Source organism: Acetobacter nitrogenifigens DSM 23921 = NBRC 105050, from assembly GCF_000429165.1.
In the GTDB taxonomy this organism is placed as follows: Bacteria; Pseudomonadota; Alphaproteobacteria; order Acetobacterales; family Acetobacteraceae; genus Acetobacter; species Acetobacter nitrogenifigens.
On the sequence record NZ_AUBI01000023.1, the window covers coordinates 1 to 15,076 of the forward strand.

Annotated in this window: 12 protein-coding genes and 1 pseudogene; 5 read left to right on the plus strand and 8 right to left on the minus strand. The window is 58.3% G+C overall.

What is annotated here, in order from left to right:
- The 5 genes from G442_RS0116955 to G442_RS0116975 all read right to left on the minus strand — a co-directional run.
- Positions 1 to 296 (minus strand): transposase (locus G442_RS0116955; RefSeq protein ID WP_026398936.1); only part of this gene is annotated, 296 nt, incomplete at its 3' end.
- Between the two features lie 36 nt (positions 297 to 332).
- Positions 333 to 1,229, minus strand: a complete 897-nt coding sequence (locus tag G442_RS23045) for an RES family NAD+ phosphorylase (protein WP_051292478.1) — start codon at positions 1,227 to 1,229, stop codon at positions 333 to 335.
- 758 nt (positions 1,230 to 1,987) lie between these two features.
- On the minus strand, positions 1,988 to 3,532 hold the full coding sequence (gene tnpC / locus G442_RS0116965; RefSeq protein ID WP_026398937.1) for an IS66 family transposase: 1,545 nt from the start codon (positions 3,530 to 3,532) through the stop codon (positions 1,988 to 1,990).
- Positions 3,533 to 3,605: 73 nt separating this feature from the next.
- Positions 3,606 to 3,968: an IS66 family insertion sequence element accessory protein TnpB gene (tnpB, locus tag G442_RS0116970; RefSeq protein ID WP_026398938.1), complete on the minus strand. Its 363-nt coding sequence runs from the start codon at positions 3,966 to 3,968 to the stop codon at positions 3,606 to 3,608.
- Positions 3,965 to 4,690: a hypothetical protein gene (locus tag G442_RS0116975; protein WP_026398939.1), complete on the minus strand. Its 726-nt coding sequence runs from the start codon at positions 4,688 to 4,690 to the stop codon at positions 3,965 to 3,967. The genes tnpB and G442_RS0116975 overlap by 4 nt, the downstream gene beginning before the upstream one ends.
- Positions 4,691 to 4,772: 82 nt before the next feature.
- On the opposite strand from G442_RS0116975, the pseudogene G442_RS24575 reads away from it, so the two are divergent.
- Positions 4,773 to 5,016 (plus strand): annotated as a pseudogene (locus G442_RS24575) (IS5/IS1182 family transposase); the annotation flags it as partial.
- A gap of 94 nt (positions 5,017 to 5,110) precedes the next feature.
- Here the strand turns inward: G442_RS24575 and ppk2 are convergent.
- The 3 genes from ppk2 to G442_RS0116990 all read right to left on the minus strand — a co-directional run bounded on the left by ppk2 (position 5,111) and on the right by G442_RS0116990 (position 8,679).
- Entirely contained in the window at positions 5,111 to 6,028 is a 918-nt protein-coding gene (ppk2, locus tag G442_RS0116980) for a polyphosphate kinase 2 (RefSeq protein WP_026398940.1), read from the minus strand.
- A gap of 101 nt (positions 6,029 to 6,129) precedes the next feature.
- Positions 6,130 to 7,614 (minus strand): carbohydrate porin, encoded by a 1,485-nt coding sequence (locus tag G442_RS0116985; protein ID WP_051292479.1) that lies wholly within the window; start codon positions 7,612 to 7,614, stop codon positions 6,130 to 6,132.
- A 261-nt stretch (positions 7,615 to 7,875) separates the two neighbouring features.
- Positions 7,876 to 8,679, minus strand: coding sequence for an MOSC domain-containing protein (locus G442_RS0116990; protein WP_026398942.1), 804 nt, complete (start codon positions 8,677 to 8,679; stop codon positions 7,876 to 7,878).
- Between the two features lie 131 nt (positions 8,680 to 8,810).
- Between G442_RS0116990 and pepT the strand changes: the two genes are divergently transcribed.
- The 4 genes from pepT (at position 8,811) to G442_RS0117010 (ending at position 15,037) form a co-directional block, all read left to right on the plus strand.
- Positions 8,811 to 10,046, plus strand: a complete 1,236-nt coding sequence (pepT, locus tag G442_RS0116995) for a peptidase T (protein ID WP_026398943.1) — start codon at positions 8,811 to 8,813, stop codon at positions 10,044 to 10,046.
- Between the two features lie 408 nt (positions 10,047 to 10,454).
- On the plus strand, positions 10,455 to 12,713 hold the full coding sequence (locus tag G442_RS23050; RefSeq protein ID WP_051292480.1) for a TonB-dependent receptor plug domain-containing protein: 2,259 nt from the start codon (positions 10,455 to 10,457) through the stop codon (positions 12,711 to 12,713).
- Between the two features lie 35 nt (positions 12,714 to 12,748).
- Positions 12,749 to 13,696 carry an ABC transporter substrate-binding protein gene (locus G442_RS0117005; RefSeq protein ID WP_246789513.1) on the plus strand — a complete coding sequence of 316 codons (948 nt, stop codon included), beginning with the start codon at positions 12,749 to 12,751 and terminating at the stop codon, positions 13,694 to 13,696.
- A gap of 12 nt (positions 13,697 to 13,708) precedes the next feature.
- Entirely contained in the window at positions 13,709 to 15,037 is a 1,329-nt protein-coding gene (locus G442_RS0117010) for an NtaA/DmoA family FMN-dependent monooxygenase (protein WP_026398945.1), read from the plus strand.
- The last annotated feature ends 39 nt before the right edge of the window (positions 15,038 to 15,076 follow it).

Sequence of the window (15,076 nt, forward strand, 5' to 3'; positions counted from 1 at the left end):
ATGTTTGTGCCGTCGAGGAAGACCAGACCTAAAGCCGAATCCTGACCCTTCGCCTGTTCAAACAGAGCCTGCCAGACGCCGAGCTTTGCCCAGCGGATGAAGAGTTGGGCTGCCGTCCACCAGGGGCCGAGTTCAGCAGGAATGGAGCGCCATTTCGCGCCGTTCTGATGGCGCCAGAAAATCGCTGACATGGTCCGTCGCAGATCGCGAGGCGGGGTTTTGCCTTTCGGACGAACCGTCTCGATCAGAGGTTCCCAGATCGACCATGCATCATCGGAAAATACAGACTGTATCATGCTCATGACAAAGAGCTATGCAGTGCGCTCCGTCTTTCAAGACCTAACAGGCCCTAGCCTCTTATCGGAGCCGGAAAATCCGGCGATTGGCACATCGAAGCGCGCTACCCGGAGCGACCGCGTCGGCCGGAACCCAGCGACCGAAATCGTGTGCCCCGGATGCGGGCGAATTTCCGCGAGCGCGGTGTCGATCTCCGACGCCACATAAAGCACCGACACACCGGCCCTGTTCATCCGGCCAGCGCTTGCCCTTGGGGGTGGAAGCGCCCCGATGTCGGCGCCTTTGTACGGCGTGACGATGCGGGTAACCGTGTTAAAATCGACGTGAGTCTTGCTATCTTCGAAGCCGGTCCGGCCGCGATACCAGAGCGTTCCTTGCGTGACCTCGGACTCGATATCAGCGCTGATGGAATCGACGATCTTTTCCATGGCGGGTTCCACGGTGTGGAAATTCTCGCGCTTCAGCCGAAGCTCGATATCCCGCAACTCGGCGTTGATCGTCTCCGGGATCGAGGATTGCAGCAGTCTCCTACCATCCTCGTCATGGCCAGCGTAGAGGCAAATTCCTTGGTCATAGTCCGGAAAGATTTCACCATCCCAGGTGATCCGGTTAATCAATTCATCGGGAAAGCCTTCGGGCTTGGCGGTCTCGACGATTGGATTTTCCTCGTTGAGAAGTATGTGGTCGATCGATGTGCCGCCCCAATGGCTGTTATAATCCTCCTCATTAAAGTGGAGCCGGATCAGCGCGTGGATCAGATTGCGTAGGGCCGTGAACTGTTCCGGATTGTATACACCTGCTTCCGACTGTCCGCAGACACCGCACACACCATGTGCGAGATTGCTCTCGACGAGCGCTTTTATCTCGGGATGCTTGGCGCAAGCGGCGCACAAGCTGACTTGCTTTGTCGTCCAATCGTCTTTGTCCGTCATACTCTTGCTCGGCCGATGCTGCTGATGGTCCATTAGGCACCTGGTGATCCTGACGCAACCGCAGGCACCGCCATTGGAGCCCGGTGCAGATGTAATCTAGGCTGGGGGTGGTCGATGTCCAGGCGACTGCTTTGAGTTTGGCACCGGGCCGCGCGCAGCTGATCCACGTGCCTTGTGCCTTGTGCCTTGTGCCGCTCTGCGGCGACGCGACCGAGTGCCGCCTAAGCGTGCCCCGGCGGACGGTGAGCCCCACGCAACCGCGATAGCCGCGCCCAATCTCTGACGAGCGCTGGTTTGAGCCACGCGCCAGGCGGGTGAGCGCGCGGCGGCCGAGTCCGGGCTGCGCCGAAAATATGCTGCTCTCTGTCCGGATAGCGGGTGAAGTTGGCAGGCATGTTGGTTATCGTCGCTGCAGCCTCCTCTCCTCGGACGGCGGGTGCAACAATGGCTGCTAACCTAATTCGAAATCCGGAATATGGCATTCTCCCGACGGCCTGCCTTCACGATCCCTGTCGCCGCTTGCTCTCTTCCAGAACGTCCGGTTTTCAGCTGCAAGCCGCCCTCAAACTCCAATCCGGAAATGACAGCAAAGTCCCGAACTCTGTTTATAGTGGTCCGCTTATCAATGCCAGCTTTCAGGAAATCGTTACAACCAATTGCATGTCTGACATGAAGGGCGATGACAGATGTTAAAGCCGCATCATGCCCGCCTGCAATTGGCCTCACGTATTGCCGAACGGCACGTGAGACCATGAAGGTCAGCCTGTGGCTGGGAACGGCAGCAACTCGTCGGCCCTGTCTGGCGGATGGCCGTGCATGATCTTCGTGAGCGTGTCACGCAGCCATGCAAACGGTTCGACGCCGTTGAGTTTCGCAGTCTCGATCAGCGACGCAATAACCGCCCAGTTCCGTGCGCCAACTTCACTTCCCGCAAACAGGGAGTTCTTTCGCCCGAGCGCGACAGACCGGATCACCCTCTCCACCGGGTTGTTGTCCAAATCTGCGTAACCATTGGTAAGAAACAGAACCAGCTTATCGCGTTGTCGTCGCATATATTCGATTGCCTTGAACAACTTTCCTGTCTTGCTCAGGCCACTCAACTGATAGGGCAGGCAATTGAACATTTCCGTTACAAGAGGCTCGCAAATTCCATCTCGTCCCTCCACCCTCTCTTCGGGTGACAACCCTTTAAAGTGGCGGTCCAGTATATAAAGTTCCTTAAACTGATCGAGCTTATCAGCTGCCAATGGGCTACCTTCCTCGGCCAGTTCAAAGAACAGTCGTCGCAGGTGAGCCCAGCAGCCCATGAGCAGGACATGCCCCAAACGCTCCAACTCATTGTAGCCTGCATACCCATCAACCTGCAGTACTCCGCTCCATCCCTCGAGATGTTTGAGGGGGTATTTCTTACCGCGCCCTTCTTCATAACAAAAAATGGCGGCTGGCGGCGCTTTCCCGCCAAACGTGCTGTCATCCGTCACATATGTCCACATGTAGCCTGTGTGCGTCTTGCCGAGACCAGGCTTCAGTGTTGGCAGGCGCGTCTCGTCGGCATGAATCCGCGGGCTTTTCTTGATGTGCGCCAGAAGGCTCTGATAAAGCGGTTCAAGCAATGAAGCGGCCATGGTGGCCCATCCTACCATGGTGCTTCGCGCAATATTGGCCCCGCTGCGTTCCAGGATACGATGCATCCGATAGAATGGTGTGTGATCGCTGTAGCGGCTGACCAGAATCCATGCGACCAGCGAAGGCTCAGCAAGACAGCCATTCGCGAGGCGTGGCGGGGCTTTGGCCTGAACAAGTTCGCCGCACTTCCGGCATGCGCATTTCGGGCGGATAGTGTTGATCACCTTGATCGATGCCGGGATGTATTCAAGCGTGAAACCGCTTGTCTCACCTGCGTCGTTTAATGCGCCGTTACACTCGGGGCATGTATCACGGTCAGGGGGGATGATTTTTGTGACCACTTCAGCGTTTTCAGGCCAGATGCCTCGTCGCGCTTTTTTCGCGTTCTCCCTGGCTTCCTCCCGGCGCTCTTCTTTCCGCCGCTGGTTGGACTCCAGTGTCACGGCTCTCTCAGGTGATAACTCTGGTCCAGTGACACCCCCCGGCAAGTCAAGAGCGCTCTGGTTACTGGACCAAATCTCGGACTTCCTTCTGAAGGGCGCCTTCTGGTACGAGCGAATTTTCTCTTCCAGCTCCGATATCTTCAGTGTCGCGGTCTCGATTTCCTCGGCCAGCGCCCAGACCAGCAGCGTCAGGTGCGCCGGATCAAGAGGAAGATTTTCGAGATCAATTCTCATACGGAAAATATAAATCGCTTCGGGCCACTGTACAAGGGAAAAACCGTCCGAAGCCAGGATTAATCAAGCCCGGCTATCCAGCCCTGAGCGGACGTGTCTGAACGGGATTTCGCCAATCCAGACCTTCGAGAAGCATGGCCAGTTGAGCCTGAGTCAGATGCACGGCCTTGCGCGCAGTTCCGTCCGAAACGCTGCGCAGGCGTGGCCAGACAAAATGGCCTTCCTCCAGCCTTTTTATGAACAGGCAAAGTCCCGTGCCGTCGTAGTAGAGAATTTTGATGCGTTTCGCGTTTCGGCTGCGAAAGACAAACAAATGGCCACAGAAGGGATCTTCGCGCAGGGTTTCCTGAGCGACCAGGGCCAGCCCATCCATCCCTTTTCGAAAATCCACATGATCAAGCGCCAGATGGACGCGGGTTCCGGGCATGAGGTTCATTCCGCCCGCTCCATGATGGTCGCCAGCTTTTCGATCAGAAAGAAATTCGTTCGCGTGTGCAGGCGCAGCGTTCGGCCATTTCGAAGCACAACCTCGACAAGGGCTGGCCCAAAATTCCCCGTAATGGCGACGTTCCTGGGGAGCGATGCGATGTTGGCGTCCGTATCTGACGTTACGCATGTCAAATCGATAGCGTCGGCCGAATTACGCTCAGTCTGCGGTTCTGTCTGTATGACCACGCTGGCGAAGCCTGCCGCCTGAATCTCCGGCTCGGAAGCGACGAATGGCGTCTCATCGGGAAGATCCCCGCTTTTGAGCAGTCGTTTGCGCCAGCTGTAAAGCGTCGCGGGCGGTATCCCTATCAACCGCCCATAGGCTTCCAGGCTCAGTCCCATTCGGCGGGCGTCAGCCAGAAGTCGTCCCCACTCACCCCCGGCCCATGCGCGGCGGGTGTCGCTGGGTAGAAAGTGTCTGAAGTTCCGTGTGCGGAGCGCCTCTTCGAAATCCGTCGGGGGCGGGAGCGGATGCAGGTTCGCGGGAGCCAGTGGTCGCGCATGTGGCGACCGTGTTCTGGGCAACTCTATGTCGAGACGCCTCGCCCATTTCAGCAGGGCCACCCCACTGATGCCGCGATCGCGGCAAAACTGTCTCTGAATTTTCCCGCTCTGCAAATAGTCGTGCAGGCGCTCCCGCCAGAGGGTTTCTTCATCGTCGTCGTGCATGTCGCGCCTCCTCCAGTAGACCACGACACACCATCAAGCACACATCAAAAACAAAAACACGATGTCACATCCGAACGCTTACGATTGCCGGGTGTTGAGCGTCATCATTTTTGTCAACCGGAATGGCCGTATTGGCGCGATGCGCCCTGGGAATCGGGTCCACAGAAGACACTCTACAACCGTTGGAAGCGCCGGGGCACCATGGGGCTTCATTCAAATGATGGACGGTCTGACTGCCGGAAAGGCAGAGCCCCCAGACCATCATGATCGGCGCAGCCCATCTCAAAGCACACCGCGCGGCTTCCAGCCTGCCGGCTAAAAAGGGGATTCAAGTAACCTGCGGGGCTCGCCTCGTGCATTCAACACAGCCCCTCCGAAGCGCGGTGGGCGCCTCGAAGAGCGAAACTAGATAGAAATGGATCAATACAGTTCAGGAACAATCATCGACGCTGGCGTTGGCTGGCGCTCGTAGTCCGGGTGATGAACGCGCGCAGGCAGCACGATTTCAGGATGCGGCAGCGCCTGATACGGGACCAGCGACAGAAGATGCGACATGCAGTTGAGGCGCGCCCGCTTCTTGTCGACGGCTTGCACGACCCACCACGGCGCTTCTTCTATGCTGGAACGTTCGAGCATCGTCTCCTTCACGCGGGTGTAGTCCTCCCAGCGACGACGACTTTCAAGATCCATAGGGCTGAGCTTCCACTGCTTCAGCGGATCCTCGATGCGGGCGCGAAAACGGGCTTCCTGTTCATCGTCGGTTATGGAGAACCAAAACTTTACGATCTGGACGCCGCTGCGGACCAGCATCCGCTCGAACTCGGGCACAGAGCGGTAAAACTCCTCGTACTCAGCGTCCGTGCAGAAACCCATGACCCGTTCGACGCCCGCGCGATTATACCAGCTGCGGTCGAACAGGACGATTTCGCCCGCTGCGGGCAGGTGCGCGACATAGCGCTGAAAATACCACTGGGTGCGCTCCCGGTCGTTCGGCGCGGGCAGCGCCGCGACACGGCAGATGCGAGGGTTGAGCCGCTGCGTAATACGCTTGATCGCGCCGCCCTTCCCTGCCGCGTCGCGGCCTTCAAACAGGACGACCAGACGATGCCCTGTGCTTTTCACCCAATCCTGGAGCTTGATCAGTTCGCCCTGCAGGCGGATCAATTCACGAAAATAGACGCGGCGGAACGCGCGGTCTTCGGCGTCAAGAGGGCCTCCGACCGCCTCCTCTTCCAGCGACAGCTCGAATTCCTCATCGAGGTCGTCAATGATTTCGCGGCGCATCTGCACGCGCTCACGTTCCTCGGCTGACAGCTCGACCTGTTCCCACTCATCCATCGTGCCCGCATCCCTGCTTCCGCGACGTTGTTCGTCGCATGGCTCTGGATACCGGTTTTGAGACGACGGCGATTTTAAACTTAGATGAAACTCGCATCGACTCAGAAGGTCGTCGTCATGTTCAGGCCCGCCACGAAGCCATTGGCGATCCCACCTGCGCTACTGCGGGCCACTCCGCCGACATTCCAGAAATATTGCAGATCCGGCTGAAGGTTGAGGTATGGCGTCACCGCAATCTGCCACGTCAGTTCCAAGTGGTTCTCAGGTTTTAGATCGTCGGCGCCAGAGCCGCCCAGCCGCATGGCGTCGCGGGCGCTTTTCAGAGCGCGACGTCCATAGAGCGTCGTCCCCCAAGCGACGCCGATCGTGTCGTCGATACGTCCTGGCACCAGTCCGTCAAATGTCAGACCCGCTTCAACTTCCGACGAAAAGCGGTTTCGCACGCCGTCATTGGCGGTGGCGCGGATGAAGACGCTGATGGCTTTCTGCTGCCCCTTCGCCGCGCGCCAGAGCATCTGGTCGATGACCGTATAGGCCATCCAGTTTCCACGGTGGTAAAATGGCCTCCCGTCGCTTTCCGGACTGCCCAGCAAGCCACCACGATCGTCGTAGCGTTGATCAGGGAAACGGCCGGTGTCGAACAGCGCGCCCACTTTCCATGTGCCGGGCAACGCGGCGCTGTCTCCGGTGGCGAGCCTCCGCGCCGCGTCCACCCAGAGTTGCGCTTCGCCAATAAAGAGGGCGCCGCCTTCGGTCGAGAATTGGGTTCCCGATGGATCGCGCTGATTGGCTGCGACGGAGCTATAGAACGGACCGTGGGTCGGATTGTCGTCTGTCACCGCCCCCATCAGCACCAGCGGATGCGCAGGCGCCCATTTTACGCGGACGCCGACAGCAGAGTACGGCCATGACGGGCCGCCCGAATAGAGATTGCTCGACGTTGAAAGCGGCCATCCGAAACTGGCGTTCAGGAAAAGCGACGCATTCTGGCTGACCAGAAATTCGGTGTCGAGGTCGACCGATCCAACACGGACGTCAAGACGATTTCCAAAAAACCCCTGCCCATACCAAAGTTCGAAGAGACGCGTCGAGCGTCCGGCGTCGTAGCCGCTGACCGCGTTCAACGATTGCAGGCGCTCGTTGGTCAGAGACCGTCCACGTATCTGCAGCGCGCTGATGTTGAACAACCCGTCATGCCACCCAAAGGCCTGCTGCGTGTTCAACTGGAGCGTGACGGCGGTGATCCCGTCATAGGTCGGGCCGGGGCGCACGCCGCCCGACGCCAATCCCCACAATTCCTCCACGTCTTGCAGATTGATCTGCACGCCGTGGCGATCGAGCCACGGCCTGACTCCCCCCGCATTTCCGAGCAGTTCCGTGCTGGCGTCGCTGACCGCAGGCGCGAAATCCGGCGCGGGCGCCGGAAGCGGCACGCCGGATGGCAGAACATCGGTGACCAGGGGCGTACTGGCTGCAACCGCGTGCGCCATTGGCGCGACAAAGCCGAGCGCCGCAACGATCAGAAGGCGGCCAAGACGTGCGCCTATTTTGCGTGACGGAGCATTCGTCTGGAGCGCCGCTGTCATCGGCGATTTTGAACTTGTCGAGAGGGTCCAGGACGCCAACAGGTCATCATCGCACAGAGGTTCGGGAGGTCGACTGACGTCCGGCAATGGTTCCCTCGGATCAACAGCGGAGGTTACGGGAGTTTCCTTCGGGAGAGGCGACGGCGAAAGTTAAGTTATCATGACCTCCAGCATCATGAAGAACCGTATCCTGTACCTGTCAGGCTTCGCTCCGCACTCTGTTGCGATGTGGTCGACAAAGCGCGGACCGGCGAACGCCGATTATGTCGCCGCACGTCGTTCGAGAATTTCGACGGTGTCGCCCTTTCGAATAGTTCCCGTTTTTTCAACAAGAAAATTTTGACCGAACATAATGCCCTCGGGCGTCCGGCGAAATCCGGCGAGCGTCTTCAGCGGTTGTCCCGGAACAACGATGGAGCCGCTTTCCTGGTCAATCGTCGTGACGATGCAGCGGGAACAGGGTTTCACCAAAGCTAATTCGACCTGCCCTATCCTTATGCGTGTCCACTCGTCTTCCGCCCAGGCCGACGCGCCCTCCACGACAACGTTCGGGCGAAAACGCGTCATCGGCACGGCGCGATCCAGACGGGCGTTCAGATCGTCCAGCGAAGCCTCCGTGCAGAGCAGGCCGGGAAAGCCGTCTGCGAAGGAGACGTGGAACTCCTGCCCGTCATGCTCTCCGGGGCGTGCGCTCTCCGGCGCATCCATATAAACCAGCCGCGACGGCCGCCCCAAGGCGGCTTCAAGCCACGCAGCAGCTTCGTCGCCCGCGTCATTTCCTGTCACGTCACTGCGCCAGACGCGCACGCGCGTCGCGCCGCCCGACGGACGAGAAGCCGCCAAAGACGCGTCGCCGTCACGTTGAAGCGTCAATCCATCTGGCGTCGGCGTCACGGAAATTCGCGCCATCGCGGCATTGGTTCGCTGGGTAATAAATACGCCATCAACGTCAACCACGACCCATCGTCGATCGCCTCGCGGCCCCCAGGGATCCATGTCCACATGGGTCGGGGACAGGCCACGCAGGCTTTTGACCGGATAAATATGAAGGGACGAAACTTTCACTGGCGCTCCAAATTCCCTATATCTAGTTGGCGCTCTTGCCTGCGCGCGGGCGAACAGCGGAGCTTCGCCGGCCAGTCTGTATTCTCTTGCGTCGCTCAGGCAACCCCTTACCGGCCAAGGAACTATGTCCGATGCCACATTCCGGCTCCCGCCTGCTCGGTCGCTTTCTTCGTTATGTCGCTATCCCGAGCCAGAGTTCCGCGCAGGCCACTGTAGTGCCATCTTCCGACGGGCAGTGGACTCTGGCGTCACTGCTCCGTGACGAATTGACCGAACTCGGCCTAACGGACGTCCATCTTGATGAGCATTGCGTGCTTACAGCGCGCCTCCCGGCGAACGGGCCAGCCACCGCGCCTCGTATCGGGTTCTGTGCGCATCTCGATACTGTAGACGTAGGTTTGTCACCAGAAATTCACCCGCAAATCTTGCGTTACGACGGACAGGACATCTGCCTGAATCCGGAACGGGACATATGGCTGCTGGCGGAGGAACATCCGGAACTTACGCCCCATATCGGACAGGACGTCGTCTTCACCGACGGGACGAGCGTGCTCGGCGCAGACAACAAGGCGGCTGTCGCGATCCTCATGGATATGCTCGAAACCGTCATCGCCAGCGGCACGCCGCATGGGGACGTGTTCGTCGCGTTCGTCCCCGACGAAGAGATCGGCCTGCGCGGCGCAAAAGTCATGAACCTGGAGCGCTTTCCGGCGGAGTTCGCCTATACTGTGGACGCGTGCGCGTCCGGAGAATTTGTCTACGAAACCTTCAATGCAGCACAGGCAAAGATCACGATAGATGGAGTGACGGCCCATCCTATGGCGGCGAAGGGCGTTCTCGTTAATCCTATACTGGTGGCAGCTGACCTGATCGCACGATTCGATCCCTACGATACGCCAGAACATACCGAAGGACGTGAAGGTTATTGCTGGTTGAACGGATTTTCCGGGGATCAGGCTACCGCACGCCTTTCCGTGTCGATCCGTGATTTCGACCGGACGGCGTTCGAAAAGAGAAAAACGGACCTGCAGAGGAAAGTTGCGGCGACTCTGGCTGCATTTCCGCGAGCCGCCATTTCCTGTGTGATCGCCGATGTCTACTCCAACATCGCGTCGGCGATGGGCAATGATCGCCGCTGCATTTCATTGCTGGAGGACGCGTTCGCTGCATGTGGGATCACGCCGAATGTCATTCCCATGCGGGGCGGTACGGACGGATCGGCCCTGTCGGCGCGCGGCATACCGACGCCGAACTATTTCACCGGCGGCCTGAATTTTCACTCCATCTATGAATGTCTCCCCCTTCCTGCCTTCGCTCAGGCAAGAGAGGTAACGTTGCGTCTGGTGGCGCTGGCCGCACAGGCATGAATTGCGGCATTCGCACGTTTTTGTCAGAAAGAGAAACTATCAGATGCGCCTGCATGACATGATTTGTTAAAATATGCCTCAACCGTAACCTTTAGATATCTCGTTTGTGACGCCGACACCCCGCCTTTAAAGCCTGACGCGCTCTCCCAGCGTCAGGACTAATTTTCCGGAATGTCGATTTTCTTTTCATCTCAAAGAACTTTCCTCGCAGCGTCTCTGGCCTTTGGATGTAACGCCGCCTGGGCGGAGGGGTCGGCGTCAGTTTCTGCAGCCCACGCCAAACATGACAGCAGGAAAGTCGTTCACACAACGCAGGCGGCCCGAACGACGACGCGTAGCACGAAAACACCAAGGCGTTCGGACGCTCTTGCCGCTCCAAGAAGCTTAACGTCCCAAGAATCTGAACAGATGATCGTCACCGGCACGCGTGACTCTCATCGCACGGCAAGAAGCAGCGCCAGCCCGATAGACATCATCACCGGCGCGGAACTTGCGCGAACCGGGGCGCTCAACATTGCAGATGCTCTGGCACGTACTGACCCGTCGATTAACAGCAGTTTACTCGCCGGTTCCGGGCAGGTCGCCGGAATACGTATGAGGGGGCTGACTCCCAATGAAGTTCTGGTTCTTGTCGATGGCAAGAGACGACACACGACAGGCGTAGTCGCTACCTATTCAGGCCCCGAGCACGGCACGACGCCGGTGGACCTGAACGCGATTCCTCTTTCGGCGATCGACCATATTGAGGTTCTGCGAGACGGCGCGGCCGCCATGTACGGATCGGACGCCATCGCCGGAGTGGTCAATATCATCCTCAAAAAGACGGATCATGGGCTCAACACATCGTTCCAAAGCGGCGCTCATCCATTCAATTTTCTCTATGGCTCGCCTGGCTGGGATTATCAGCTTAACGCCGACGGCGGCCTGAAGCTCGGAACTGACGGTTATTTGCATCTTAGCGGGCAGGTCTATCACGCCGACCATTTCGTGACGGGCACGCACTATCGCCCCGAGGACTACAACTTCGCCACACCGGAAGAGACACGTGAATCCCTCGCGATAGAACTGGGAAAAAACATAACTGAAAACGTGAAATTCTACGCGAACATCACCTATATGCACCGACATATTCAGCTCTACGAAACGAACCGACTGCCCAACATATTGCCCAGCGTCTACCCGTGGGGCTTCAACCCTTCCAGTGTAAACGAGGAGAATGACTACGCCGCCACACTTGGCCTCACTGGTGATCATTTCCTCGGCGGTTTTCATTGGGACTTGAGCACGACCTACGGCGCGGACGAAAGTCGGCTGTCGACCATCAATTCCGCCAACACCTCTTATTACGCGACTTATGGCTGGACACCCACGAAAGGGTTCGCTGAAGCCTACAGAAACGCACAGTGGACCAATAATCTCGATTTGAGTCGGGGCTTTGTGGTTCTCGGGCGGCCTCTGAAGCTGGCCTTCGGGGCGGAACATCGCCTTGAGACGTATGACATCGTATCTGGCAACGCACCCACGTACCTTCTCGGAGGATTGCAGGGAGCGCCTGGACTCACACCGCAATCCGCTGGGTCGTGGAGCCGTGATATCTGGGCAGGATACGCCGATGTCGGAATTTCTCCTGTCAGGAAGCTCGATCTCGATTTCGCCGGGCGGTTCGAGCACTACACGGATTTCGGCAACGCCGAGAGTGGTAAAGTTTCCGCGCGATATGAGGTCTCAAAGCGTCTGGCGTTTCGGGCCACGATCAGCAACGGATTTCGCGCACCTTCTTTGGCGGAGCAACATTTCAGCAGCCTGAGCGTGACGCCGACCGGGGCCTCCGGAAGCCTCGCCGTCAACTCGGCCGCCGCCGAGCTGCTCGGCGCGACAAAATTGAAGCCTGAACGTTCCACCAATATCAGCGGCGGCGTTGTGTTTGAACCCTTCCCGCGACTGCACGTCACCGCCGACGCTTATCAGATCACCATCCGCGACCGCATTCTCGGCGGAGGCAATTACAACGGCGCGTTGGCGGAAGAGGCTATTGGCCTCACCGGCATCGCGCTCCCACCGGGGCTGGATCCAAGCAATGTCACGGCCAATTACTTTTCGAACGCAGCAAGCACACGAACCCAGGGCGTCGACATCAACGCCGACTATGTGACTCGCTTCGGGCGCTATGGCGTAGTCGACTGGTCAGTGGGCATCGACCTGAACAGAACACGCTTGCACCACCTGTCGAACGATGCGAACGGGACGCCGCTGCTGAATGCGCAGGCGATCGGCTGGATCACCACAGCAACGCCCCGCAGCAAGATCATTCTGAACGCGCGATGGACTATCGGGGCGTGGGACGTGAACGTACGTCAGACACGTTACGGTCAGACGACGGGAAATCTCACGTATCAGGTCGCCGCGCCTGCAGCTCTTCGCTACTCGATCCAGCAATTCGCTCAGTTTGAAAATTCCCCACGCTGGATGACAGATCTCGAAGTCACGAGACGCTTTATGTCAGACCGGCTGAGGGCGACGATCGGCGTGAACAATCTCTTCAATGTGCGGCCGAGAAAACTGCCTCTCATTCTTAGATACAACGGAAACTCTATTTACGACACGTCATCATCCGGAATTCCGATCACCGGGTCCTACTGGTACGGGCGAGTGGGATATTCATTCTGATGGGCGAGCAGCAAAGGGTCACTTCAGTGTCGGATATGCCCGTAATAAAGCGACGTTCCCTCCTTTCCGGCGCAACCGCACTCGCGCTGACCGGAACATGCTCCCCACGCGCAAGGGCTGCGTCCGGTCAGGAACTGACTGTGAGCTACCAGCAGTCCTCCATACTGTTTCAGGTCGCGCGCGCAAACAATCTGATCACCCCACGGCTTGAGAAAATCGGCTTCATTCCGGTCTGGAGCATATTGAGCACATCAGCCGCCCAGATCGGGCAGGTCGATTACGTCAGTGACGTCGCGGAAGCCGTGCCCGTCGTCGTTCTCCCGCTGTTCCCGTCGTTGGCCATTTACGCGGTCGAAGGGCCAAGCCCGAGCGCGCTTGGCATTGTCGCAAGAAAAGAGAGAGGAATCGCTAATTTCTCCGACCTGAGAGGACGGCGCGTCGCCGTAGGCAAGACCGGAAGCGCATTCGACTTTCTTCTGCAGGCCCTTGCTTCCGCCAATCTCAAGCTGTCGGACATTCATCCTGTTTATGTGCCCGAATCAGCATGTCTACAGGCCTTTCGAAGCGGCGCCATCGATGCGTGGGCGACTTTTGACCCGTTTTTCAGTTTCGCCACAGCGCTGCCAGAGGCTCATGTTTTGGGCGACGGCTCTGCCGTTAAAATGCGTTACAATCGCTACTATCTGGCTGACTCCGCCTTTGTGCAGGCTCATCCCGAGACCGTTACGACCTTCCGCTCCGTCCTGAACGATGCAGCAGCATGGGTACGCGACAACCAGAGCGCAGCGGCGTCTCTTCTTTCCCGGCAGTGGGAAAATATGTCCATAGATACTGTGACATCCGTTTTGCAACACAGGACTTTCGCAGTTCGCAGTCCCGACGCAAGCGATCTCGATACGCTTCAGGCGATCAATGACCGTTATGCCGCGCAGGGGCTGGTCCCACCGGGGCGCGATTTCAAGACGACAAAAATCATCGCGTAGGAAGAGGCAACAATGAGCAAAAGACAACTGAAGCTTGGACTTGTACCAACGGGCGTCGGAGGGCCAGGAAACTACAACCGGTGGCTCGACCCCGAAATTCCGGCTAACGCAAGTGTTGACGTCAACTGGTTCGCGGACGTTGCACGACAGGCGGAAGATGCGAAATTCGACTGGCTGTTTATCGTGGACAGCCAGTTCATCACACCGAATTCTCCGCCCCATTATCTCAGCAGACTTGAACCGCTGACACTGCTCTCGGCACTGGCGATGGTTACCCGCCATATCGGTCTCGTTGGAACATTGAGCACGTCATACAACGACCCTTTCAACGTCGCGCGCCGCCTTGCCTCCCTCGACCTGATCAGCGGCGGGCGAGCAGGCTGGAACGTCGTGACGACTGGTGACGCCGGGACCGCAAGTAATTTCAGCCGCGAAGAGCATTTCGATTACGAAGAACGACATAGCCGCGCCGAGGAAGCTATTGAGGTCGCACGAGGCCTATGGCGTTCGTATGAAGATGGAGCCCTTCCGCGCGACAGGGAGAAGAAGCTCTTCCTCGATCCGTCGAAACTGCATTCCCTGAACCACAAGGGACGGCACTTCAGCGTCGCCGGGCCGCTGAATATCGAGCGGTCGCCGCAAGGCGAGCCGATCATTTTTCAGGCAGGCGATTCAAATCCCGGTCGAGACCTCGGTGCGCGCTACGCTGACGCGGTGTTCACTCACGGTTCAACCCTTGAGGCAACACGGGCGTTTCGCGACGACATGCGCAAACGCGCCGCGTCGCTCGGCCGCGACCCTGACAGTGTGCTGATCTCCCCCGGCATCAAGTTTGTAATCGGCGACACGGATGCAGATGCAGTTGAACTGGAGCGGCATTACGCCGCACATGATCACAGCTTCGATTGGGCCTTGAGGGAATTTGGTCGACTTTTCGGCTGGCATGATTTTACCACATACGATCTGGACGCCCCCTTCCCCGCAGAAGTCCTGAAACTAGCGGAAAAGAGCTGGTATACGGCGGCGAAGGCGATCACTGAACGCGCAGTGGCGGAAAAACTGTCGCTCCGACAGGTCGTGGAAGCCACCCAAAACCGCGAGCGCGTCGCATCGGTCGGCCGAGGCAAACCGTTTGTTGGCTCGCCTGTAACTGTTGCGGGCAGCATTGCTGAGTGGTTCGAGAATGGCGCATTGGACGGCCTCAATATCTACCTTGAGCATCCAGCCCAGTTCAGGCGTTTCGTGGCTGAGGTTTTGCCGATCCTGCGTGAGAAGGGAATCGTCAGAACGGAGTATGAAGGCGCGACTTTGCGAGAAAACCTCGGTTTGTCGCGCGGCTGACACATAAAGGACGTCAAACAGGGAGGGACATAGCGCGCT